We start from the raw sequence: 24,101 nt of genomic DNA, 5'->3' as shown, positions 1-24,101 counted from the left end.
CTCCTTTCAAACTAAGCAGATTATTGTATCATTTTATTCTACCATAATAGTTATCAAAAAACAACAATATCTGCTTTTATCTGTCTTTCAATTACTTATAGGCACTTTCCTTTAACACACATACATCTGGAAGATTTCTATATCCTTCAGCAAAATCTATCCCATAACCTACTACAAATTCATCTGGTATGTCAAAGCCCTTGTATTCAAGTTCTACATCAACAAGTCTTCTTTCAGGCTTGTCAAGTAATGTACATATCTTAACACTGCTTGCTCCTCTTGATTTTAGATTGCTTACTAAGTAACTTAGAGTAAGTCCAGTGTCAATTATATCTTCAACTATCAGTATATCCTTACCTTCAATACTAGCTTCTAAATCTTTCAAAATTCTTACTACTCCAGATGATTCTGTAGAGTTTCCATAACTTGAAACTGCCATAAAGTCTATAGTTAGTGGTATATCGATGTTTTTAGCTAAATCAGACATAAACATAAATGCACCTTTTAAAACTCCTACTAGCATTAAATCCTTATCTTTATAGTCCTCTGAAATCTTCTTTCCTATTTCGCTTACTCTCTGCTGTAACTGCTCTTTAGATACAAGTACTTCTTTTATGTATTCTCTCATCATAATTCCTCCTTAAAATTTTGTTGTAATGTTAGTTATAATATTTAATGGTCAATAGAATATTCTAATACTAGGACATTCTTTGTACTCGGAGTTATTTTATATTCCTCATTTATTCTATAACCTATAACCCAAATTATACTTCCTTTATGTTCTACAAGAGGTATTCTATCCCTTTCATGTCTTGGTATTTTTTCATCAATGAAAAAATCCTTTAGCTTTTTACTGCCTTTCATTCCTAATGGTGTAAACCTATCACCACTCTTCCTGTTTCTAACAAACATTCTATCACTTATTTTATCATAATCAAAAAACTTTATATATTTGCTTTTATATTTTGTATCTATATCAGATATACAGTGAATGCCTGATATTAAAGTACTTTTAAGCTCCTCTATTCTAGTTATCTTGCCAATATTTATTTCGTACGTAAAATCAGTAAACTTGTCTTTACTACCTCTTTCGATAATTAAGTTGCCATAGCTTAATCTGGCAACAATATTGTTTGATATTGTAATATACTTGCCTGTCTGACTTTCATATGCTAGGTCAATTATGTCGATAATATGCTTTTCCTCTATCCCTTTTAGGCTGCCGTTTATTTTTTCTATACTCAACCTCAACACTCTTGTCATTATTGCATGATGTTCTTTTATAAGCTTTTCTATACTTAATACTATACTATTTATCGTTTCTTCTACAACTATATTTTTAAATTTTTTTTCTGCACATCTCACTAAGAACTCACTATCTGCCTGCATTAATCTAGATGTCCTTGCTAATGTATCTATTATACCATGATTAAAGTTTTCCTCTACATAAGGTATTAACTCAAGTCTTATCTTATTTCTCCCATATATAGGTTCTAAATTAGTTCTGTCTATTCTAGCATCTAAACAATTCTCGTCGCAATATTTTTCGATTTCACTTCTTTCAATATCAAGTAAAGGTCTAATTATATTTCCATTTTTATATTCCATTCCCTTAAGACCATCTATTCCAGTACCTCTTAAGATTCTCATCAGCAATGTTTCAGCCTGATCATTTTTATTATGCGCTACTGCTATCTTTCCATTTTGAAGCTTAGATATTATTTCATTAAAAAATGCATATCTAATCTCTCTTCCTGCCTCTTCAGAAGTTAATTTTCTTTCCTTTGCATATGCATTCATATCTATTTTCTTAGAGTAAAAAGGCAAATTCATTCGGGTACAAAAACTTCTGACATATTCCTGATCTTTATCTGCTTCAATTCCTCTTACGCAATGATTTACATGAGCTACGTATATTTTAAAGCCTATTTCTATTGAAACGTTATTTAAGATGCTAAGCAAAGCCATAGAGTCTGGCCCACCAGACACGCCTATAACAACGTTATCTCCACTATTGATTAAGCCATGATACTTTATTGTTTGTATTACTTTGTCTTTTATCATAAAATCACCTAACATTTTTTATTTACATCTAAATCAACTACAGCAAGTATACACCAGTAATAATAGCAGTTATGAATAGTATTATTCCTATTGCAAAAACAACGTTTGCAATTATATTATACTTACTAATCACTTTATTGCTGTAACAAAAATCACAACTATTATTACATAGTTTCATAGAAGCTCTTAATTGTTCTATGTATATGTCAATATTATTATAACCTCCATTTAGGGCTTTTCGTAATACTTTTTTTAGTTGTGCGTGTATTTTAAGCAAGTAAAGTTTGTCTATAACTTGCTTAATACTATTCAATATTGGGTTAAATTCGTCTTTGGTCATCATATTTATCATTATCATGGTAACACTAAAAATTATGTTTTCAGGATATTTTTTATCTAAGCATACTCCCCAGGAAAGCATATTATACGTTGGAGTATATTCTCTAACACCATATTGTTCTTCCACAGCACCACCAAAGTCAATAATTGTTATATTTTTTCTATTTTTATCTAGCATAATATTTTCTAGTTTTATATCAGAATATATATACCCCATTTTATATATTTTTTCTAATATGTTCAATAGAATGATTCCAATCTTTATTATTTCTTTTAATTTTATATTAGTTTTACCAAGAAACTGTTTTAAATTGTATCCGTCAACGAAATCCATAACAAAAAAATAGTACACTTCTCCATTTCTTTGATAATCATCTATCTCATATACCTTTGGGACACATTCAAGCTGCTCAAGCGCTTTCAAAACATTGTATTCTCTTGTTATTGATGTAACTTCTTTGCTGAGCTTTAATGCCCTATACTTTCCTACATTGTCCCTAACCTTGTATACAGACCCTATTCCACCTTCTCCAAGTTTATATAGTATTTCATATCTATTTCCATTCCATTTTCCAGTTAAAAACCGTCCTATATTCACCATATATACCCTCTTTTCATAAAATAAGCCTACAAAATCAATTTTGATTTGTAGGCTTATAGATTATACTATGTTGCTCCTTAACAATGTATCCTCTTCATCTACATATAAACCGGTAATTTCTCCATTTAACATTTTTATCGCTGCATCAAGGGCTGGTCCTGTTGGAGTAGTTCCACCTGTCTGTATTTTTATTAAGGCTTCTTCTAGTTCGGATATATCTTCAGTAAAATCACAAAGTATATCATACAGTCGATTATCTACTCCAGGATAGCCTATAACTGATATAGAGGTTTTGCCTTTCCTGCTGCTTAATACTCTGAGTAAATTGATTATACTATGCTTTGATATATTAATTTTATTAACCATGCTTCCACTACAATCAATAACAACGCAGCATTTAATATTAATTTCATCCCCCAACTTGTCTATAATATCGGTAACTTTTTTTCTAGAGCTAGGATGCATATCTTTAAACTCTGTTCCAACAATCTGTTTTAGTTCTTTATTTACAGCCTGCTCTATAGTCATATGGACTGACTTCATTGTTACCATGCTCATAGCAGATGTCAGGCTATTAATATCAGACATCTCCCATATCCCACCTCCAGCCAAAGCTATATTCTGTATTTCTGTCATTGGAGTTTCTTTATTAAGACTATCAACAATCCCAATAGTACTTATTGTTACTCCGCTTTTATGACCTTCTTCAGCTATAATAACTGGATTACTGCCAACATTTGATCCCCCGTCAGTAGCTAGTATTATCTGTTTAAACTCTATATTCTTTTCCATAGTAACCCCCCTCAGGTTGTTTTTTATGATTATTTCCATACTTGTAGTTTATATACACTAATATATATGCTAGTCCAAATATATATATGAGGGGATATGAAAAAACTATCTTCTTCTCCAAACCTTTGTAACAAGAACTGTCATATCATCTTTACTTTTATAATCACATGATTCTAGTGCCGTATCTACAATTTTATTAGCTATTTTCTGAGGATTTACACTATTGATGCTTTGAATCACATCTGACATCCACTTTTCCTTATCGTCTGCTTTTATGTTGGCATCTAATATACCATCTGACATTGTTATAATAAAGTCTCCATCATCAATTTTTTCTTCATAGACTTGAAAGTCTACGTCCTTTAAAATTCCCACTGGCAATGAATGAGCATTTATTATCTGAACTTTATTTCTTCTTTTTATAAATGTCGGTGCTGACCCAATCTTTACAAATTGACTTTTCCCTGAATACAAGTCAATTATTGACATGTCTATGGTTGCAAGCATTTCATCAGTTGACTTTAGTACTAGTATAGAGTTAATAGTTTTTAAAGCTAACTCTTTGTCAAAACCTGCTTCCAGAAATTTTTCAAGTAAAGAAATAGTTATATCGCTTTCTTGATTTGCTTTATGACCTACTCCCATTCCATCGCTCAATGCTACAAAGTAATTATTTTTCCGTTCACCAAATGTATAGCTATCACCAGAAATATAATTGAACCCATCATCAGCTTTCGCTATCTTAGTTATAGCTCTAAAGCGATTAGATTTTATGAGTTTAAATTTCAATGTGCTTTCATTAGTATGTGTTGCAGATTTAAATTTATCATGTGTAAGCTGAACTCCAATAATATCTGATACCATAGACACAATGTCATCAATTTGCATATTTCCAGTGCATGTTCTCATTTCTATGAATATCTCAAAATCATCTCCTTCTACTTCTGTTACGGTTACATTGATAATATCTAGTCCAATATTTCTAAGCTCAGCAAATATTGTTTTTTCTACATCTTGCTTGAATCTGACATCGCTATATATTTGTTCTGCCAGATCCTTTATAATCTTGGACACCCCATCCAATTGTTGTGAAACTAATTGTCTACTTTCAATAATCTTACTCTCCCATTTATAATCAACCTTATACATATCGAACAAATAATTACATTTGCTTGCTATAAGACCAGTCTTAATGCACCTTTTTATAAAGTTTTCAGGTAATGTATCTGGTGTAATTTCTCCTCTGAGTTCTATTAAGCTCATAATATCAAACATAGAATGATATGTAGTATAAAAGTCACTTTCCCAACAAAACTTACACATTGCGCAGTTCTTACAAACATCATTAACTACTGTATCAACAAGTCTAGATATATCGTTTTGTTCTACTATCCTCTGCTTATCTGATACTCTTTGGAAAGTTGCACCTAACTCCTCGAACACCTGTGCAATTTCTGTAAGTCTATTATGGGTTACATCTTTAAGCCTACTAGTATATGCTTCTTCTACATGGTTTGATTTTGATACACCAATCATAATCTTACTCTTTAGCCCTTTTGGTATGTTTGAAACAAGTATAAAAAGGATTATAGCTAGTACTATTTCTTTAAGCTTTAGCATAGTTTGTATAGATCCTTCTATGTAAAATGACATTATCATGCTTCCTATTACAAAACCAACGCAACATCCTACCTTTCCAATATCTTTAAATAATCCAGCTAGAAGTCCAGAAAATCCATACACTGATATCACTAGAGGTAGATTTGTTTGTGACATAGAGGTTACTAGTCCTATTGTGATTCCTGCTACAGTTCCTACCGAAGCACCTTTGTTATAAGCAAATAGAATAACAAGAAATACACCTACAATATTCTTTATCGAAACTCCAAGTATAGATAGGCTTCCTAATCCTGATATTGCAAGGGCCAGCATAATAGCGCTGCATATCAATTCTTCACTAGTAAAGACCCGGCTGTATTTGTCTTTAACAGTAGGTATACTGTAGGTAAATATATATGTAAGTGTGAAAACTATAATTCCTTCGAATATAGTCATTAAAATATCATAAAGATAATAGTCATTTACTAAAATATACATAGATTTTAATAATATAAATGATATACAAGTAAAAATTGACATTTTTAAAGTACTCTTATCTAGCTTGCTTTGCATAGCCTTGTAACTGAAAAATATAAACCATACTGGAATGATATATTGAACGCAATTAGCACCATGGATATTTAATATGCCAAATGATATAAAAATAGGCATAGATAAGGAGCTGCCATATTTAACCAAATAAGCCGACAAAAAAGCTACTCCAAACGGTGTCAGGTCGTCCATGATTGTTGCTCTTGCAATAAAGAATGAAAGCAAACTAATTAATAATATTTCGGCATAAATTTTATCAAGTATTTCTTTTATATTTCTTAATACTTGTGCCCTTTTCAGTTCATCATTACTATTTTTTGAAGGGAGCATTTCCATTTTATTTATCACTAATTCCACCACCCAATCTATAATTGAGGTTATTGTAACAAATGTCTACCAAAATATTTGTCAACAGAGGTTGTATATAAAAAAAACTTTTTGACAATAAAAATGTTTGTTTTATCAATTAAATTCATTTTTTTATCTTCAAGTTATATTAAGTTAATTAAATATATACAACAACAACACCTATAACAGACTTCTTGTTATAGGTATTCTCAGCAATCGACATTATTTTATTTGATATTGTTTTATATATTATCAATTCAGATTTAATGTATAATTTTGTTATATTATCGTTATCCCACCTATTTACTAACTTGTTGATGAAAGTTTGTTTATAATAGTACTCTTTTGAAAAGAAATGAGCTTAATATAGTTTTATATCAGTTATTTATATTAATTATAGCCATTAGTTCTATTTTCACTTTTATTCTCAGCAAAATACTATTCTTAAAGGTTGACCTTAATATAAGGTTCAAGTGTATACCTAAAATTAATACAGGTTAATGTACTGTTCATTAAAACTAGGTATGATTTTGTCGGCAAAAAAATAATAAAGCCTTCTATAAATTTATAGAAGACTTTATTATCTCGCTAAAAAACCGGGTATTTACCCGGTCAATTCTCTATATTTTACGGTTTTTAGCACCAAAACCTCTTTTAGAATCTTTCTTTTTGAGCTGGTCTTGCTTTTCCGTACTATCTTTTAAAAATTTCGCCATCTTATCTTCAAAAGACATATATCTTTGCTTATCGTCTGTTTTACCCCAATCTACTTCAGCTGGCCTCGTAGAAACTTTTTTTGGCTGTGCTTGTCTTATTGATAGGCTTATTTTCCCTTCTTCACTAATAGATAATACCTTTACCTTGACTTTTTGGTCTTTCTTTAAATAGTCATTTACATTATTTACATAGTCATGTGATATCTCAGAAATATGAACCAATCCAGTTTTTCCTTCTGGAAGCTGAATAAATGCACCAAAATTCGTTATTCCTGTTACTGTACCTTCAACTACGTTACCTACTAAAACGGGCATAAATTAAAGACTCCTCCTTTAAAAATTTTATCTATTACAACCTACTTAAGTATATATTATAACAGTAGATATGTCAATCTGAAAAAGTTAGTCACCTATGCCCTTTATAAACTTATCCTTATTCTTATCCTTATCTATATATATAATCTCATCTGGCTTTATCATTTTCAGCTCTTCTCTAGCGATCTTCTCAATATACTCTAATGAATCTGTATATTTAATTTTTCCTTCCAGACTCTTTATATCGTTTTTTAAGCTAGTAATCTCTTGTTGCTTTTGCTCTTTTTCACCGCTTAGTTTGTTTATTATGCTTTGCTGCTTTATAAATGTTGAACCAATATATATTATAACAACTAAAGCTATTATATGTCTTATTCTAATTTTCTTCTGCTTTTTTGAAGCCATATAATTCACCCTTTTTCTAATTCTTATTATGAATATTTCTTCCACTTATTTATTTCTATATTCTATTATAAAATCCTCTTAAACGGGTAACTATATTTTGCTATTTTTTCTTTAACATTGTCATAGCATATTTTTTTATGTCAGTAATAACTAAAAATGGTAATTTAAATAGTTTTTTTACTTTCCTACGACTCCTGCTAGCTTTTGAAGCTACTTTCGTATAAGGTACATATAAATGTTTCACTATAACTCTGAAAGGAAAAAATAAAATACTAAATATATATTTTATTACTTTTACTATAAAGTTAACAACATGTACCAAGATAGTAATGATTGGTTTACTTAAAATTCTATAATAGAGAAAGGCACCGCTAATAAACCCTAAAAAAACATATCCTCTTATTTCACCCCAATTACTAAATATCAATATAAAAAGTGAAATAACTGATACAATTAACCAAAAAACCAAGTCCTCAATAAATGTGGCTACTTTCTTAGGTTTCGCATAGTACCTAAAAATCCTATATATGTCATATAAAAAGCCAATTATTATTCCCCCATACAAAGTGGCAAAAAAAATATAGGCTTGACTTTGGATAGAATTATCCATCATATCACCTCGTATAAAACACTGTCTACCATAAATAATACAATATATGAAAACCTTTATATTATTTGAACATCTTTCCTAGTAGCCCATTTCCCTTTGTACCTGATAAGTCTTTGTTATTGTATACTACACTATTAATGTTGCCTTCAATTATTACATTTCCATCTTCAAGATTTAGCTTGCTTATGTTCAGTGAAGCACCTTTTACTATCATACCTCCTCTTAATGTTGCAAGAACTATTGTATTATCATTGAAACTGTCTACATGCTCTACTCCAGATATGCTAAGTTTTTCTCTATTTTCCAATATGATATTTTGACTTTTTCCTATCCCTTTATTATCATTCATTAATAATCCTCCTTTCTATATGTTCATGTTAAAGAATATGTTGCTATACTTATATTTATACCAAGTTTTAAAAACGAAAATCGGGTGTTAATCACATGTACACTATGTTTTTGTGCACATATAAATTAACACCCGACATTAACATTTTATAAAGTTTTATATAGGCTTTCTGCTTTATCCTTTGGAACATGCTCTAGCAGTTCTAAGACCTCTACTTTAACCGTATTTGTCCCAAAATTAATCTCTATAACATCTCCAATTTTTAGTTCAGTGCCTGGCTTTGCCTCCTTGCCATTAACCATAACTCTACCTTGTTCACAAGCTTCCTTGGCAATTGTTCTTCTTTTAATAATCCTTGCATTTTTTAAAAATTTATCAATCCTCATATACTCCACCTCGCTGCATATAAATAATATGCTGGAAAACTGTAAATTCATAGTGCTATAAAAAAATCAGGTCACTGACCTGATTCTCTTATTTGTTAACTGCTTCTTTTAAAGTTTTGCCAGCCTTGAATACTGGAGCTGAAGATGCTGGTATTTTGATAACTTCTTCTGGATTTCTTGGGTTTCTACCTTCTCTAGCTTTTCTTTCTCTTACTTCGAAAGTACCAAATCCAACTAATTGCACCTTTTCCCCACCTGCTAATGCTTCCTCAACGCTTTTCATAAATGCATTTAAAGCGCTCTCTGCATCTTTCTTAGTTAAATTGCTTTTTTCTGCCATGCTAGCTACTAATTCAGCTTTGTTCACAATAAAACCTCCTTATTTTCAATGTAAATTTGAAATTGAATACGTATAAGCATATTCTATGTTTTTAAGCAAAATCCTTCTTTTCAGTACTATTTTTTATCATTTTTTTTATTTTTATGTATTTTTGCTATTTCCCAAAGCTCATCCATCTCTTTTAATGTCATGTTTTTTAAGTCTTTTCCTTGCTTGATGCTTTCTTTTTCGATAAATTCAAACCTATCGATAAATTTGTTAATAGTCTTATTTATGGCATTTTCGGGATTAATGTCTAAAAATCTACATACATTTACTATAGCAAAAAACAAATCACCTAGTTCTTCTTCTAGCTTTTCTTTATCATTTGCATTAAACTCCTTTATTACTTCCCCATATTCTTCTTCAAGCTTATCCATTGCGCCTGTGATATCATCCCAGTCAAAACCAACATCAGCTGCTCTTTTTTGGACCTTATAGCTTTTTAAAAGTGAAGGGAAACCTTTAGGAATACTCTTTAATCTTTCTGTATAACTAGTGATATTTTTTTCCTTGTCCTTCATGCTGTTCCAGCTCTCAATAGCCTCATCTGAATTATCTGCCTTTACATCTTTAAACACATGAGGATGCCTATAAATAAGCTTTTGACATATTCCTGATATAACATCTAAAATATTGAAGTACCCCTCTTCCCTAGCAATCTGACTGTGGAATACAACCTGTAAAAGCAAATCTCCCAGTTCTTCTGACAGTCCATCTATATCATCATTGTCTATGGCATCTACAACCTCATAAGCTTCCTCTAAGACATATTCTCTAAGAGAAAGGTGTGTTTGCTTAGCATCCCAGGGACATCCTTTATTACTTCTTAATATTTCCATAATTCTAATCAAATTATTCATGTCATATCTATTTTTGCTTATTTTATCTGCTTTTGGTATATAAATGGTTGTAAGATAATCTATCCATTCTAGTCTATCAAGCATATATAAAGGAATTTTTTCTATCTTTTCCTCTTCTTTAATTCCCGCAGACTTAATTACATAGATATCATACTCATCATCATATATATCCATTAAAGAGAGCTTTATCTCTGATGCTCGTATTCTATTATACACTTGCGTAATTAGGTTGTCAGTATTTATATCGACAGTTTGTTCATCAATGTTTAGCCCATCTATTATTTTAAGACCATTAACTGGATCATGTCCAATAGACAAAATAACAGGCTCTATAAAGCTAAGTCCAGGAATAATTTCTAGACTAACTTCATTATGTTTTTCTTTGTCTATCAATAAAGATACTGTTTTTTCTGCAACTAACGGATGACCAGGTACGCAATAATTAATGATACCATATTCTTTTGACTTTTTCACTAGGTCTTCAGCAATAAAATTATAAACTTGATCAAAATCTTGTTTTTCATCATATACGTAATCGTATGATTCATAATATATGCTCTTGTTTTTCAAGTAACTAACTGTAGGATGCTTTTCTGTTCTAAGAAAAACTTTATTACTATCTGACATCCTTTCTACAGCTCCTATAGTTAAAGAATTTATGTCTCCAGGACCTAATCCTATCACTACTATCTTACCCATGTTAAAATCCTCCATATTTAGTCTTATCATTGACAAAATAAGCTGGGGTTATACCTAGCTTATTAGTTTCTTAGTAATCCAATAGATTTTAGCTTACTTGCTAGCTTATTTCCTTTAGGAAGAAGTTCAAAGTCCTCTGATGTAATAGCTCCCGTTAATAGTAACGCTAATCCATATACTATAGCACCTATACAGATAGCAACAACTGTAGCAAGTTTACTTCCAAGGACAGAAGCTGTATAAGTATAACCTAACCAAACAGCAATTGTCATCAATGCTACTGACAGTAATGGCTTAATAAACACATCCATTATCTTAAAATCTGCCTTAGTATATTTTTTTACTTCTATAAAGTTTAGCATAGCTGCTATAAAATATGCTACTACTGTACTAATTGCTGCGCCCTTTACATTAACAGCTGGTATACCCGTCAGAATATAAGTTAAGATTGTCTTTATTATAGCACCTATTGCAAGGTTTTTCACTGGAACCATTGGTTTTCCTAATCCTTGCAGTATGGCTGTAAATGATTGTACTAATGTTAAAAATATCAAGCTTATTGATAAAATCTTAAGTATTGCACCTGTACTCAGCTGAGTAGCTAAATCATATTTAAAATACAATAACTGAATTATCGGTGTAGATAAAATAAATAACCCTAATGCTGCTGGAAGTCCTATAAGTAGGGTAACTCTTACACCAGAAGTAGTTATGTTCTTTACATCATTATAACTTCTCTTAGCAAATGCATCTGATATGGCAGGTACGAGACTCATTGCAATAGCGACCGATAGTACTTGTGGAAGGTTGATGAGTGTCTGTGCATTACCTGAGAGCTGTCCGAAAAGCCCTGAGGCTTGAGCCTCCGTATATCCTATAGCTTGAAGTCTTCTCATTATTAACATAGTATCTATGGTAGTCATAATTGGAACTATAGAAGCACCGATTGTTATTGGTATTGCAATTGCTAATATATTCTTTATAATAGTACCAGTACTTTCCTGCTTGTAAGATGCACTTCGGTTTAACTCTTCACCAATTTTTTTTCTTTCTCTAGCATATAAACTTATTATAATAATAGTCCCTGCTATGGCACCTGCTGAGGCTCCAAATGAAGCACCTCCTGCAGCTTGAGGAAGCCCCTTGTCTAAAAGCTGATAAGCTAAGAATAGTCCAATTGCAACTCTAAATAGCTGTTCAATAAACTGTGATATTGCAGTCGGTGTCATTACCTGTCTACCCTGAAAATATCCTCTAAACGCAGACATTATAGGTACAAATAATAGAGCTGGAGTCATTGCAAGCAATGAGTAATATGCATTGGTATTTCCAATAACTTTAACTATATAACCTGCTCCAAAGAAAACAAATGCTGATGTTAATATTCCTGCCAATAAAAAACCCAAGAAGGAGACCTTAAATACCTTATGAGCTCCTACATAATCATGAAGAGCTCTTTTCTCTGATACAATTTTAGCAATAGCTGTTGGGAATCCTGATGTGGATACTGCTACTAATAATACATATAGTGGATATGCTGTCTGATAATACCCCATACCTTGGTCCGAAATCATATTTGATAGAGGTATCCTATAAAATGCACCTAATATCTTAACAAGTATGCCTGCTACACCCAGTATAGCGGCCCCCTTTAGAAAATTCTCCTTAGTCATAAATTGCCTCCTAGCTCCTATTTTTCATATTCTTAATAACAGATATTATTATATCAGAATTAGAGTGCATATTAAATAAAATAATACAAAAATATAAGCCTACCATAAGGTAGGCTATGTGGAAAATATCAATGTTCCATTTGTTTTGCTAGAAATCCTGCTGCTGTTTGTGCAAGCTTTATTTCTATTTCTCCCATTTTTGTATTAGGCTCTTTGCTAGTAATAACAACTGCTCCTATCGGGTCACCTTGTGTCACAATCGGTACAATAATTTGACTCGTAAATTTCTCTGGATTTAGTTCATCAGAAGCTAATCTGATTGGTTTATTATTGCCTGTAGCCTCATATAGCTCCTTACTTTCCATTATCCTTTCAAGCTCAGGACTTACTCTTTTATCCATGTATTCCTTTTTTGATCCTCCAGCAATAGCGACTATAGTATCTCTATCACAAATAACCGCCATATGTCCTAGATTCTCATATAGTGATTCTGAATATTCAGTAGCAAATTCATTTAATTCACCAATAGGCGAATACTTTTTCAAAATTACCTCGCCTTCTCTGTCGGTGAATATCTCTAAAGGATCTCCTTCTCTTATTCTAAGAGTACGTCTAATTTCTTTAGGGATAACTACTCTGCCTAAATCATCTATTCTTCTTACAATTCCTGTAGCTTTCATTTTGTTCCCTCCTCACTATATAGTCAATATATAACAAATCCTTGTGACATTATTATTTTACTATTGAGATTATTTTATACATACATGGAAATTTATTATAAAGATCCGGAATTATCTGTTATTCACCACATAAAAAAACCGCTAATAATAGCGGTTTTTATTATTTAGTCTCACTCATTAAGATTTCTATTTTGGAATCATCATGCAGCTTGTTAAGTTTTTCATCATATTTTTTATTCTGAAGCTGCTGAACAACTTGATCCTTAAGCTGTTGTAAAGTATCCTGCTTATCCATCACTTTAATAATATGATATCCATAGTCTGACTTTATCACATCACTTATCTCACCTGGCTTCAATTCAAACGCTACTTTTTCAAACTCTGGCACCATTTCCCCTTTAGAGAAATATCCCAAGTCTCCGCCATTTTGTGCTGTTCCTGGATCAATAGAATTCTGTTTTGCTAACTCTGCAAAATCTTCGCCATTTTTAAGTTTATTAAGTATATCTTTTGCTTCACTTTCTTTCTCAACTAAAATATGACTAGCTCTTACTGATATATATGAATCTTTATTCTCGTTAAATTGTTTTTCTATGTCTTCATCTGAAAAATTAAGTGTCTTTATGAAGTTCTCCTTGAAGCCTTCCATGATCATTTCTCTTTTCATACCTTTTTTAAAGAAATCTTCTGTCATGTTATTCTTCTCTAAAAACTCTTGAAACCCTTCATCTCCACCTACTAAGTTTTTATAGTTATCTATTTCTTTTGTAACATCTTCATCTGTAACTTTAACTTTTGATTTTTCTGCATTTTGAAGTATTATCTCTTCTATGATAAGTTTTTCCAAAATCTTTTCTTTAAGTGTTTCTTCTATTGTCTTTCCATTTCCAGCGCTTTTAGACATTATATCAGAACCAAAGCTAGCTTCATAAGTCTTCTTTAGCATATCAAAGTTCTTATCGAAGTCAGCCTTTAATACATACTGTCCATTTACCTTTGCAACTGCATCTTCATTTGACTTGTTACAACCCGCTAATACCATTGAAGCAACAAGTACCAATATTGTTATGAGCATAACTCGTTTATTCCATTTTACTGCCAATTATATCCTCTCCCTTATAGTATACATATCTAGTTACATTATATCTCAATTGTCCCAACATGAAAACTGCTAATTTTTTCAACAACAGTTTCAAGTTCTGATAATACATCCTCCTGAGTATTTCCTATGAGCTTATATTTAAAATATGGAGTTTTAGATACATCAAATGTCATCCTCTTTCCGAAGTTTAATATCATCTCATTGATTAAATTAGGTGTTATATAAGATGAATTGATAAACTCCAATTTCACAAACTGGTTTACCTGTAGTATTGAAGTGATTTTTGCTTTATTGCACAAAGTTTTAATGTATGATATTTTAAGCAAGTTAGAAACTTCTCTAGGTAAATCTCCAAATCTATCTATGATTTCCTCGAGTATATCTGAGTAGTCTTCTTTATTATCAATAGCAGAAATCCTTTTATATACCTCAACTTTCTGCTCTTCATTTTTAATATATTTATCTGGTATATATCCATCAACATTTAATTCGATAGTTGTTTCAATTTCTTCTACGAACACTTCTCCACTAAGCTTCTTTATGGTGTCATCTAGATATTTAACATACAAATCGTATCCTATAGCTGCCATTTGTCCATGCTGCTCAGCCCCCAGCAAGTTACCAGTACCTCTAATCTCCAGATCTCTCATGGCTATCTTAAATCCTGATCCAAACTCTGTAAATTCTTTAATTGCCTTCAATCTCTTTTCTGCCACTTCTGACAATACCTTATTTCTCTCATATGTGAAGTATGCGAAAGCAACTCTATTCGATCTACCTACTCTTCCTCTAAGCTGATATAGCTGTGATAATCCCATTTTATCAGAATCATGAATAATTATTGTATTTACATTTGGTATATCTAATCCAGTTTCAATAATCGTTGTGCAAACTAACACATCGTAGTCACGATTCAAAAAATCTATCATTACTTTCTCTAACTCTCTCTCACTCATTTGACCATGTCCAATAGCTATTCTTGCATCAGGCACTAGCTTCTTTATTCTTGAAGCAAATTGCTGTATACTTTGTACTCTGTTGTATAAAAAATACACTTGCCCATTCCTATTCAATTCTTTTACTATTGCATCCCTGACTAACTGGTCACTATATTCTAAAACATATGTTTGAATTGGATATCTTTCCTCAGGCGGCTCTTCTAGGACACTCATATCTCTTATACCAATGAGAGACATATGCAGAGTCCTAGGTATAGGTGTAGCAGTTAAAGTCAATACATCAACTGACTGCTTTAATATCTTTATGGCTTCCTTATGCTTAACTCCAAATCTTTGCTCTTCATCAATTATTAATAAGCCTAAATCTTTGTACTTTACATCCTTTGAGAGTAATCTATGTGTTCCTACGACTATATCTAGATTACCACTTTTTAAATCATTAATTATTTTCTTCTGTTGCGTAGGAGTTCTAAATCGACTCAGCATTTCAATCTTTATAGGAAACTGCCCAAACCTTTCAACCAGGGTGTTATAATGTTGTTGTGCAAGTATAGTCGTAGGAACAAGAAATACTGCCTGTTTCCCGTCCATTACAGATTTAAAGGCAGCTCTCAAAGCAACCTCTGTCTTGCCATACCCAACATCTCCACATAGAAGTCTATCCATAGGCTTAGCTTTCTCCATATCCTTTTTAATTTCCTCTATACATCTTAGTTGATCATCTGTTTCTTCATATGGAAAAGAATCTTCAAACTGCTTCTGCCATGGCGTATCTTCTGAAAACCGATACCCTTTAATCGTCTGTCTAACTGCATAAAGCTTGATTAAGTCTTGTGCCATATCCTCAATAGCCTTTTTGACCTTAGTTTTTGTTTTTACCCAATCACTGCTTCCCAATTTATTAACCTTAGGCTGGACAGAATCAGCACCAATGTATTTCTGAATAAGATTCATCTGATCGACAGGTACGTACAGTCTATCTTCACCAGTATATTTAATTGCCATATAATCCTTTGTTACGCCTTGAACCTTTAGTTGTTCAATCCCTACATATTTTCCTATACCATGTGTTTCATGTACTACAAAATCCCCTAGCTTAAGATCGGTAAATGAGGTAATTTTTGCAGTATCTTTCCTAGATTTTGTACTCTTTCTCTTTTTATAAGTGCCAAAGACCTCTTTATCACTAATTAATGCAAATTTTAGAGCTGAATATTCAAAGCCTCTGCCTATGGTACCAGATGTTATAAAAACTTGACCTGATTTTATCTCCCTATATGGATCATCAACATAATTACATTCTACTCCACCATCAGTAAGGTTTTGAGCTAACCTCCTTCCTCTATCTTCAGTTCCTGACAGTATTATGGTCTTATATCCACGATATTTATAGTACTTCAACTCTTCTATGAGCATATCAATTTTATTGTGGAAAGATTGCATGCTTTTTACAGTAAAATTGACTATAGACCTAGGTTTAAATCTAGGATTATTTCTTAGCAGGTTAGTTGTGGTAATACAGATCTTTTCATTCATATGTTTTACTACATTGTCATATGAATGATATATATCCTGTTGCTTTGTTAATACCTCGCCTCTTTCAAATAGATCAGTATATTTGTTTATAAAATCTTCTCTTATATCCTTTATGCTTTCCTCAATTCTTTGAGGTTCATCCACTATAACTAAAGAGTCATTTTTAAGGTGATCTATAATATTCGAAAAATTATGCTTAATATATGGGATAATTAGATCAATATTCCCTATACTTAATCCATTGTTTATCCTACTGATATAATAACTAAATTTATCTGATAGTCTATCCAGTATTTCTGTTTCATTCTTCTTTTGAAGTTTCTTAATGGATGAATTTAAATCTGCTTCAATATTTTTTACTACATCATTCTTTTCATGTTCTTCTATCAGCAACTCATTTGCTAATGGTATATGGATACTTGTAACATTAGCAACGGACCTTTGGCTTTTCAAATCAAAAACTCTTATTGAATCAACCTCATCATCAAATAGCTCTATCCTATAAGGATTTTCTGAGTTTATAGGAAACAAGTCAATTATTCCACCACGTATACTGTATTGACCCTTTCCTTCTACCATATCCACCCTATCATATCCCTGTACAGTGAAAAGCCTTGAAAGTTCAGATAGATTTACAACTTGGCCGTATTCTAAATTTATGGTGTACTTACTAATTATTGGTGCATTCATTATTTTACTTAATACAGCTTGAATGGGTGCTACAACGATGATATTTTCACCCTTTGCAAGTCTATCAAGAACTTTTATTCTTTGATGTGATATTTCATGACTATACGCTTCTATATCATAAAAAACTACTTCTCTTGATGGAAATAGTTCACTTTTTTCACCGTTAAAAAGTTTCAAATCCTCTATCATCTTCTTGGCTTTTAGCTCATCATAAGTTATGATTAGTATCTGTTTATTTAGATGCTGATTTATTCCATAAGATATGTGTGCAATATTTTCTTCAGATAATCCGTGAAGAGAGATAGGAGAAGACTTCTTATCTATCTCATCCATTAGCTGAGTATATGAAGAAAGATTTTTTAAATTATCTATAAACATGTTACTAGTCATTAAATCAGCTCCTTAAATGAAAACACTTTAAGCCCAGGTAGTTTTTCCTGGGCTATTAGTTTTATCCGTTGTACTTATTCATAGCAGCATTTATGCCGTCTGTAATGATTTTTTCTACTGCTTTTGCTGCTTTTTCTATAGTTTCATCTATTATTGCTCTTTCCTCTTTATTAAATCCACCTAACACATAATCTGCAAGGTCTTGTCCTTCAAAAGGCTTTCCAACTCCAATTTTTACCCTTGGGAATGCATCGCTTTGAAGCTGATATATTATGGATTTCATCCCATTATGACTACCAGCACTTCCTTTTGCTCTTATCCTCAATGAACCGAAGTTTATATCAATATCATCTACTATTACAATAATTTTCTCCACCGGAAGCTTATAAAAGTTATATACTTCCATAACACTTTCTCCACTTCTGTTCATATACGTTTGAGGCTTTATCAGCAGTACCTTTTCATTACCTATTTGAGTTTCTCCATATATAGCTTTGAATTTTATCTTAGAAATTTTTGTATTATTTCTTTGTGCAAGGCAATCAATAGTATTAAATCCAACATTATGTCTTGTACCTCTATATTTACTACCTGGATTGCCTAGGCCTACTACAGCGTACAAATAACCAACTCCTCAGATTTAGTACAAAGTCATTTGTTAGTCAAATATTCTGCTTACCGACTCATTTTTATAAATACGTCTAATAGCTTCTGCAAAAATTGGTGCAACTGATACTACTTCGATTTGATTAATTTTCTTATCTTCTGTTAAAGGTATTGTATCTGTTACAACTAGTTTTTCAATAACTGAGTCTTGTATTCTTTCAATTGCAGGCCCTGATAATACTGCATGTGTACAGCAGGCAAATACTCGTTTAGCACCAAAATCTTTTAAGACTTTAGCAGCCTTAGTCATTGAACCCGCTGTATCTATAATATCATCAACAATAATCGCATCTTTTCCTTCTACATCTCCTATTATGTTCATAACTTCTGACACATTAGCTTTTGGTCTTCTTTTTTCAATTATAGCGATAGGTAAGTCTAATATACTTGCAAAGTTTCTTGCTCTTTGAACTCCACCAACATCTGGTGATACTATTACAGTATCTTTGTCAACGACGTTTTTAAAATGTTCTGCAAGTATTGGCCCTCCTAATAAATGATCAACAGGGATATCAAAGTATCCTTGAAGCTGTGCAGCATGTAGATCCATACTTAATACTCTATCAGCACCTGCTACCGTCAACACATTTGCAACAAGCTTTGAAGTAATTGGATCTCTTGCCTTTGCTTTTCTGTCCTGTCTTGCATATCCATAGTAAGGAACTACAGCATTTATTCTACCTGCTGATGCTCTTCTAAGTGCATCCATTAATATTATGAGCTCCATTAAATTATTGTTTACCGGAGGACAAGTAGGTTGAATAACAAATACATCTGAGCCTCTAACAGTCTCATTTATATTAACAGATATCTCTCCGTCGCTAAAGGTACCAACCTCACTATCACCTAAAGTTTCTCCTAGCTCATTACATATTTTTTCAGCTAACTCTCTATTTGCATTACCTGAAAATATTTTTATGTTTCTTCCGCTGATGTTCATTTAAATTCCTCCTATTGTTTATTTATTTTTTCATTAAGCCTTTTTTTTCTACCCAGTTTTCCTTATTTACTTGCTTAGCTCTAGCAATTGATAAGCTTTTCTCTTGAACATCTTGCGTAATAGTAGATCCTGCCGCAACATATCCATTCTCTTTCACTGTAACTGGAGCTACAAGGTTCGCGTTACATCCAATAAAAGCGTTATCTTTCACAGTAGTCTTGTGCTTATTTTTTCCGTCGTAATTAACAAATACAGCACCGCAGCCTATATTAACATTTTTTCCAACTTCTGCATCACCTATATAAGATAAGTGGGAAGCCTTGGAATTATCATCTATTTTAGAATTTTTAACCTCGACAAAGTCACCAATCTTCACGTTTTTTCCTATTTCACTCTTAGGCCTTAAAAACGCATATGGTCCTACTTTAGTAAAGTCATCAATTTTACTTTCTAATACAGTTGAGCTCTGAATTTCAACTTCATTGCCTATTTTACTATTTACAATCCTAGTACCATGTCCAATAATGCAGTCTTCTCCTATTTCAGTATCACCCTCTATTATTGCACCAGGATATATTATAGTGTCTCTTTCTATCTTTACGTCGCTATCTATATAAGTATTATCAGGATTAATAATTGTTACACCATTAACCATTAATTTTTCGTTTATTCTATATCTCATTATTTTCTCAGCTTCAGCAAGCTGTATTCTTGAATTGATGCCTGCTATTTCATCGCTATCTTCGATTTTATATCCGCCTACTTTATGTCCTAAATCATTCAATATCTTTATTGCATCTGTTATATAGTATTCATTCTGCACATTGTTGTTATCCAATCTGTCTAATGTTTCCTTTAAATGCTTTCCTGTAAAACAATATATTCCTGAGTTTATTTCTGGAATAGCTCTCTGTTCATCAGATGCATCCTTATGTTCTACTATTGCTTTTACATTTCCTTTACTATCTCTTATTATCCTACCATATCCTGTTGGATCAACAAAGTCTGCAGTAAGTACAGTAGCTTGATAATTTCCATCCTTAGTAAATGTTATTAGCTCACTAATTGTTTTACTTGTTATTAATGGAGTATCTCCATATAGAATTATAACATAACTTTCATCCTCTATATAGTCTTTAGCCTGCATTACTGCGAAACCAGTTCCATAAGGTACTCCTTCGCCAATTGGCTGAACAGCATACTCAACATTTTCATTTAAAGCTTTTTTTACTGCATCGCCGCCATGACCAACAACCACTACATTTTTATCTATGTTAGCACCTTTAGCAGCTTTAATTACGTGACTTACTAAAGGCTTACCACAAACTTTATGTAGCACCTTAGGCAGCTTTGACTTCATCCTTGTACCTTCTCCAGCAGCAAGTATGATTGAAAGTATCATTTGTCACACTCCTTATTCAAAACCATTATTATGTTATACTTTTATTTTATTTTTCTGAAAGGTAATCTATACTTCATTATGCCGTATAAAAAAGCAAGTTACTTCACCATTATTAATATAATTCAATGGGAATAAAAACTCAAGAAAAAATCGAATTTTTAATAATTTAATAATAATTAAAGATAATCACCAAAAAGTAAAAAGGGTCTTTCCGACCCTTATTTTTACTCATTCATCACTTTTTCATATTCTGCAAAAACAGCTTCCTGTATCTTATTTCTAGTTTCTGAATTAATTGGATGAGCTATATCTCTAAACTCACCATCTGTCATCTTTCTACTAGGCATAGCAATAAACAACCCATTTTGTCCTTCTATTATTTTTATATCATGTACTACAAATTCTTCATCGAATGTAACCGAAACTATGGCTTTCATCTTCCCCTCATTACTTACCTTCCTGACTCTAACATCTGTTACCTTCATGTACTCACCACCTTCCCGCGGAGTCTGTCATTCACTTGTATTTGTAATATTCTCTATTTTTTTGTAAATTCCTTCTAACTAAACAAAATTTGTTTGTTTTTTTGATTTTATGTATTCTCAGCATATTATTTCTAAATTAGGTTCTATTTGCACTATTTTATTACCTTCATCAACATTTTTAAGTATTAGCAATGGAATATAATCATCAACAAGCTTTTCTTTTGGCTCGTCAGTAGATATTAATACACCTATTCCCATTACCTCTGCTTTGAATTCCGTCATCATATCCTTGATACCCTTAGCTGTTCCTCCAGCTTTCATAAAATCATCTATTACAAGTACTTTTGACTCCTCTTTCATAGCCTTACGAGAAAGTGACATTGTTTGAATTTTTCTAGTTGATCCAGAGACATAGTTTATACTCACAGTAGGTCCCTCTGTAACCTTGGCATCCTTCCTAATTATAACTAGTGGCACATTTAGTATCTGTGCTGTCATTAATGCAATAGGAATTCCTTTAGTCTCAACTGTAACTACATAATTTATTTCTTTATTAATAAATTTAGTCGCGAAAATCTTTCCTATGTTCCCAGCTATATCTGGAGAATATAGCAAGTCAGTCATATATATAAACCCTCCAGGTATAAGTCTATTGCCTTTAGAAATTTTACTGCACATATCATGCAAAAAATCAACAATATGATTATTAGATACTTTGGGTAAAAATTTTACTCCTCCTGCTGCACCAGCTATGGTCTCAACAGATCCCAGTTCAAGCTTTTCTACTAACTCTTTAACAATTACAATATCTTCACTTATTGTTGATTTAGCAGCATTAAATATCTCTGTAAAATAGTTATATGTAAAAATATGATTAGGTCTGCCAGTTAAAATATGCATTAGAGCGCCTGTTCTTTCATTTCTTTTCAGTTTTTCCACATAAATCCTCCTAAACACGAATATTGTTTTCTTTTATAATTAATTTTATTCGCTATCCACAAAATATTCAATAGTGCATAAGATATTTTCTTTTTTTAAATGTTCTATTATGGTATAATCATCACAGTATCAACTTGATAATATTATGAATATGATAATAATAACATAATTATTGGAAATAATATGAATATCATGTTATTCCTATTTAGGAGGTATTTTTATGTTTTCATTTAACATACATAGCCACAACTTCTCTCATGTACATTTCATTGGTATCGGGGGAATAAGTATGAGTGGTTTAGCCGAAATCCTTTTAGAAAACGGATATAAAGTATCTGGGTCAGATATGAAGTTTTCTCCTATACTTAAAAAGTTAGAGTCTAAAGGTGCTAAAGTTTATTTAGAGCACAATAAGGAAAATATATTAGGAGCAGACTTAATAGTTTACACTGATGCTATTAGTAAAGATAATCCTGAGTTTATTGAGGCAACTAGCAAAAATATTACTACAGTCGACAGAGGTACCTTTTTAGGTCAGTTAATGAAAGGCTATAAAAACTCAGTTGCTGTGTCTGGAACTCATGGAAAGACAACAACTACAGGAATGATATCCGTTATATTAGATGAGTCACCATTGCAGCCAACGATTCTACTAGGTGGTGAATTAGATCAAATTGGTGGCAATATTAAAATTGGAGATGGTGAATTATTAATTACAGAAGCATGTGAATACAAAGGTAATATCCTTAAGTTTTATGCAACAATAGGAGTTGTATTAAATATTGAAGCAGATCATTTGGATTATTATAAAAATCTTGATCATATTATAAGTACGTTCTCCGACTTTTCTAAGCTGATACCAAAAGATGGTTATATAATTGCTAATAGCGATGATACGAATGTTAAAAAAGCAATAGAAAGCTCAAATTGCAATATAGTTACTTTTGGTGTAGATAACAACAGTAATTATCAGGCTAGTAATATAAAGTTTATGACAAATGGCCTTCCATATTTCAAACTCACAATCAATGGCAATGAAACATACGATGTACAATTGGGTGTGATGGGCATGCACAATATATATAATTCACTAGCTGCTATTGCAACTACTCATATTTGTGGAGTACCTATAGAAAGTATTTTACAGTCTATTCAACACTACACTGGTACTCATCGAAGACAAGAATATAAAGGTATGATAAATGGTGTAAAAATAATTGATGATTATGCACATCATCCAACTGCGGTTAAGGCAACACTTTCTGCCATTAAAAATCTAACAACAAAAAAAGTTTGGTGCGTATTTCAACCTCATACTTATACTAGAACAAAGGCACTTCTAGAGGATTTTGGAGAGTCTTTTTATGATGCCGATAAGGTATTGGTTGCAGATATATATGCTGCTAGAGAAAAAGATACTGGACTTATTCACTCTAAACAACTTGTAGATATCCTAATAAAAAATGGTATTGATGCTACTTATTTTGAAAGTTTTAATTTGATTAGTGAATATTTAAAAAGTCATGTTACGGAAGGTGACATAGTACTTACAATGGGTGCTGGAGATATATACACAGTTGGAGAAATGATGTTAGAAAACAAAAATGCGGCCTGCTAGGCCG

At 31.9% G+C, this 24,101-nt stretch carries 22 protein-coding genes; 1 reads left to right on the top strand and 21 read right to left on the bottom strand.

What is annotated here, in order from left to right; translation table 11 throughout:
- Positions 1 to 91: 91 nt before the first annotated feature.
- The 21 genes from hpt to purR all read right to left on the bottom strand — a co-directional run bounded on the left by hpt (position 92) and on the right by purR (position 22,479).
- Complete coding sequence (hpt, locus tag HNR33_RS16785) at positions 92 to 628, bottom strand: hypoxanthine phosphoribosyltransferase (RefSeq protein WP_429085421.1); 537 nt, start codon at positions 626 to 628, stop codon at positions 92 to 94.
- Positions 629 to 672: 44 nt separating this feature from the next.
- The gene (gene tilS / locus HNR33_RS16780) at positions 673 to 2,064 is read right to left on the bottom strand and encodes a tRNA lysidine(34) synthetase TilS (protein ID WP_429085419.1); all 1,392 of its coding nucleotides are present in this window, start codon (positions 2,062 to 2,064) and stop codon (positions 673 to 675) included.
- A 37-nt stretch (positions 2,065 to 2,101) separates the two neighbouring features.
- Positions 2,102 to 3,004 carry a protein kinase domain-containing protein gene (locus HNR33_RS16775; protein WP_429085417.1) on the bottom strand — a complete coding sequence of 301 codons (903 nt, stop codon included), beginning with the start codon at positions 3,002 to 3,004 and terminating at the stop codon, positions 2,102 to 2,104.
- A gap of 60 nt (positions 3,005 to 3,064) precedes the next feature.
- Positions 3,065 to 3,796, bottom strand: a complete 732-nt coding sequence (locus HNR33_RS16770) for a vWA domain-containing protein (protein ID WP_429085415.1) — start codon at positions 3,794 to 3,796, stop codon at positions 3,065 to 3,067.
- 105 nt (positions 3,797 to 3,901) lie between these two features.
- Positions 3,902 to 6,295 (bottom strand): stage II sporulation protein E, encoded by a 2,394-nt coding sequence (gene spoIIE, locus HNR33_RS16765; protein ID WP_429085413.1) that lies wholly within the window; start codon positions 6,293 to 6,295, stop codon positions 3,902 to 3,904.
- Positions 6,296 to 6,915: 620 nt separating this feature from the next.
- A complete protein-coding gene (locus tag HNR33_RS16760; protein ID WP_429085411.1) occupies positions 6,916 to 7,326 on the bottom strand; it encodes a S1 RNA-binding domain-containing protein in 411 nt (136 codons plus the stop codon).
- An 87-nt stretch (positions 7,327 to 7,413) separates the two neighbouring features.
- A complete protein-coding gene (locus HNR33_RS16755) occupies positions 7,414 to 7,731 on the bottom strand; it encodes an FtsB family cell division protein (RefSeq protein WP_429085409.1) in 318 nt (105 codons plus the stop codon).
- A gap of 100 nt (positions 7,732 to 7,831) precedes the next feature.
- Positions 7,832 to 8,341 carry a spore cortex biosynthesis protein YabQ gene (gene yabQ, locus HNR33_RS16750; protein WP_429085407.1) on the bottom strand — a complete coding sequence of 170 codons (510 nt, stop codon included), beginning with the start codon at positions 8,339 to 8,341 and terminating at the stop codon, positions 7,832 to 7,834.
- Positions 8,342 to 8,402: 61 nt separating this feature from the next.
- Positions 8,403 to 8,690 (bottom strand): sporulation protein YabP, encoded by a 288-nt coding sequence (gene yabP, locus HNR33_RS16745; RefSeq protein ID WP_429085405.1) that lies wholly within the window; start codon positions 8,688 to 8,690, stop codon positions 8,403 to 8,405.
- A 146-nt stretch (positions 8,691 to 8,836) separates the two neighbouring features.
- The gene (locus tag HNR33_RS16740; protein ID WP_429085403.1) at positions 8,837 to 9,076 is read right to left on the bottom strand and encodes an RNA-binding S4 domain-containing protein; all 240 of its coding nucleotides are present in this window, start codon (positions 9,074 to 9,076) and stop codon (positions 8,837 to 8,839) included.
- Between the two features lie 88 nt (positions 9,077 to 9,164).
- Positions 9,165 to 9,443, bottom strand: a complete 279-nt coding sequence (locus HNR33_RS16735; protein WP_074351213.1) for an HU family DNA-binding protein — start codon at positions 9,441 to 9,443, stop codon at positions 9,165 to 9,167.
- Positions 9,444 to 9,532: 89 nt separating this feature from the next.
- Positions 9,533 to 11,017 (bottom strand): bifunctional methyltransferase/pyrophosphohydrolase YabN, encoded by a 1,485-nt coding sequence (gene yabN, locus HNR33_RS16730; protein WP_429085400.1) that lies wholly within the window; start codon positions 11,015 to 11,017, stop codon positions 9,533 to 9,535.
- Positions 11,018 to 11,079: 62 nt separating this feature from the next.
- A complete protein-coding gene (locus HNR33_RS16725) occupies positions 11,080 to 12,690 on the bottom strand; it encodes a putative polysaccharide biosynthesis protein (RefSeq protein WP_429085398.1) in 1,611 nt (536 codons plus the stop codon).
- 128 nt (positions 12,691 to 12,818) lie between these two features.
- Positions 12,819 to 13,370 carry a stage V sporulation protein T gene (spoVT, locus tag HNR33_RS16720; RefSeq protein ID WP_429085396.1) on the bottom strand — a complete coding sequence of 184 codons (552 nt, stop codon included), beginning with the start codon at positions 13,368 to 13,370 and terminating at the stop codon, positions 12,819 to 12,821.
- 160 nt (positions 13,371 to 13,530) lie between these two features.
- Positions 13,531 to 14,472 carry a peptidylprolyl isomerase gene (locus HNR33_RS16715; RefSeq protein ID WP_429085394.1) on the bottom strand — a complete coding sequence of 314 codons (942 nt, stop codon included), beginning with the start codon at positions 14,470 to 14,472 and terminating at the stop codon, positions 13,531 to 13,533.
- A gap of 38 nt (positions 14,473 to 14,510) precedes the next feature.
- Positions 14,511 to 18,047 carry a transcription-repair coupling factor gene (mfd, locus tag HNR33_RS16710; RefSeq protein WP_429085392.1) on the bottom strand — a complete coding sequence of 1,179 codons (3,537 nt, stop codon included), beginning with the start codon at positions 18,045 to 18,047 and terminating at the stop codon, positions 14,511 to 14,513.
- Positions 18,048 to 18,108: 61 nt separating this feature from the next.
- The gene (pth, locus tag HNR33_RS16705; RefSeq protein ID WP_429085390.1) at positions 18,109 to 18,669 is read right to left on the bottom strand and encodes an aminoacyl-tRNA hydrolase; all 561 of its coding nucleotides are present in this window, start codon (positions 18,667 to 18,669) and stop codon (positions 18,109 to 18,111) included.
- Between the two features lie 36 nt (positions 18,670 to 18,705).
- Positions 18,706 to 19,653 carry a ribose-phosphate pyrophosphokinase gene (locus tag HNR33_RS16700; RefSeq protein ID WP_429085388.1) on the bottom strand — a complete coding sequence of 316 codons (948 nt, stop codon included), beginning with the start codon at positions 19,651 to 19,653 and terminating at the stop codon, positions 18,706 to 18,708.
- Between the two features lie 22 nt (positions 19,654 to 19,675).
- Entirely contained in the window at positions 19,676 to 21,055 is a 1,380-nt protein-coding gene (gene glmU / locus HNR33_RS16695) for a bifunctional UDP-N-acetylglucosamine diphosphorylase/glucosamine-1-phosphate N-acetyltransferase GlmU (RefSeq protein WP_429085386.1), read from the bottom strand.
- Between the two features lie 224 nt (positions 21,056 to 21,279).
- Positions 21,280 to 21,540: a septation regulator SpoVG gene (gene spoVG / locus HNR33_RS16690; protein ID WP_429085384.1), complete on the bottom strand. Its 261-nt coding sequence runs from the start codon at positions 21,538 to 21,540 to the stop codon at positions 21,280 to 21,282.
- 117 nt (positions 21,541 to 21,657) lie between these two features.
- On the bottom strand, positions 21,658 to 22,479 hold the full coding sequence (purR, locus tag HNR33_RS16685; protein ID WP_429085382.1) for a pur operon repressor: 822 nt from the start codon (positions 22,477 to 22,479) through the stop codon (positions 21,658 to 21,660).
- A gap of 220 nt (positions 22,480 to 22,699) precedes the next feature.
- On the opposite strand from purR, the gene murC reads away from it, so the two are divergent.
- Entirely contained in the window at positions 22,700 to 24,097 is a 1,398-nt protein-coding gene (gene murC / locus HNR33_RS16680; protein ID WP_429085380.1) for a UDP-N-acetylmuramate--L-alanine ligase, read from the top strand.
- The last annotated feature ends 4 nt before the right edge of the window (positions 24,098 to 24,101 follow it).

The sequence above is a fragment of the Brassicibacter mesophilus genome, assembly GCF_050433385.1.
GTDB lineage: Bacteria > Bacillota > Clostridia > Tissierellales > Proteiniboraceae > Brassicibacter > Brassicibacter mesophilus.
Note: the sequence above shows the minus strand (reverse complement) of the source record. Positions and strands in the feature narration are given on the sequence as shown.

Coding starts and splice junctions, on each gene's coding strand:
- hpt (WP_429085421.1), bottom strand. CDS start 628: ATGAGAGAATACATAAAAGAAGTACTTGTATCTAAAGAGCAGTTACAG.
- tilS (WP_429085419.1), bottom strand. CDS start 2,064: ATGATAAAAGACAAAGTAATACAAACAATAAAGTATCATGGCTTAATC.
- HNR33_RS16775 (WP_429085417.1), bottom strand. CDS start 3,004: ATGGTGAATATAGGACGGTTTTTAACTGGAAAATGGAATGGAAATAGA.
- HNR33_RS16770 (WP_429085415.1), bottom strand. CDS start 3,796: ATGGAAAAGAATATAGAGTTTAAACAGATAATACTAGCTACTGACGGG.
- HNR33_RS16760 (WP_429085411.1), bottom strand. CDS start 7,326: ATGCCCGTTTTAGTAGGTAACGTAGTTGAAGGTACAGTAACAGGAATA.
- HNR33_RS16755 (WP_429085409.1), bottom strand. CDS start 7,731: ATGGCTTCAAAAAAGCAGAAGAAAATTAGAATAAGACATATAATAGCT.
- yabQ (WP_429085407.1), bottom strand. CDS start 8,341: ATGGATAATTCTATCCAAAGTCAAGCCTATATTTTTTTTGCCACTTTG.
- yabP (WP_429085405.1), bottom strand. CDS start 8,690: ATGAATGATAATAAAGGGATAGGAAAAAGTCAAAATATCATATTGGAA.
- HNR33_RS16740 (WP_429085403.1), bottom strand. CDS start 9,076: ATGAGGATTGATAAATTTTTAAAAAATGCAAGGATTATTAAAAGAAGA.
- yabN (WP_429085400.1), bottom strand. CDS start 11,017: ATGGGTAAGATAGTAGTGATAGGATTAGGTCCTGGAGACATAAATTCT.
- HNR33_RS16725 (WP_429085398.1), bottom strand. CDS start 12,690: ATGACTAAGGAGAATTTTCTAAAGGGGGCCGCTATACTGGGTGTAGCA.
- spoVT (WP_429085396.1), bottom strand. CDS start 13,370: ATGAAAGCTACAGGAATTGTAAGAAGAATAGATGATTTAGGCAGAGTA.
- mfd (WP_429085392.1), bottom strand. CDS start 18,047: ATGACTAGTAACATGTTTATAGATAATTTAAAAAATCTTTCTTCATAT.
- HNR33_RS16700 (WP_429085388.1), bottom strand. CDS start 19,653: ATGAACATCAGCGGAAGAAACATAAAAATATTTTCAGGTAATGCAAAT.
- glmU (WP_429085386.1), bottom strand. CDS start 21,055: ATGATACTTTCAATCATACTTGCTGCTGGAGAAGGTACAAGGATGAAG.
- spoVG (WP_429085384.1), bottom strand. CDS start 21,540: ATGAAGGTAACAGATGTTAGAGTCAGGAAGGTAAGTAATGAGGGGAAG.
- murC (WP_429085380.1), top strand. CDS start 22,700: ATGTTTTCATTTAACATACATAGCCACAACTTCTCTCATGTACATTTC.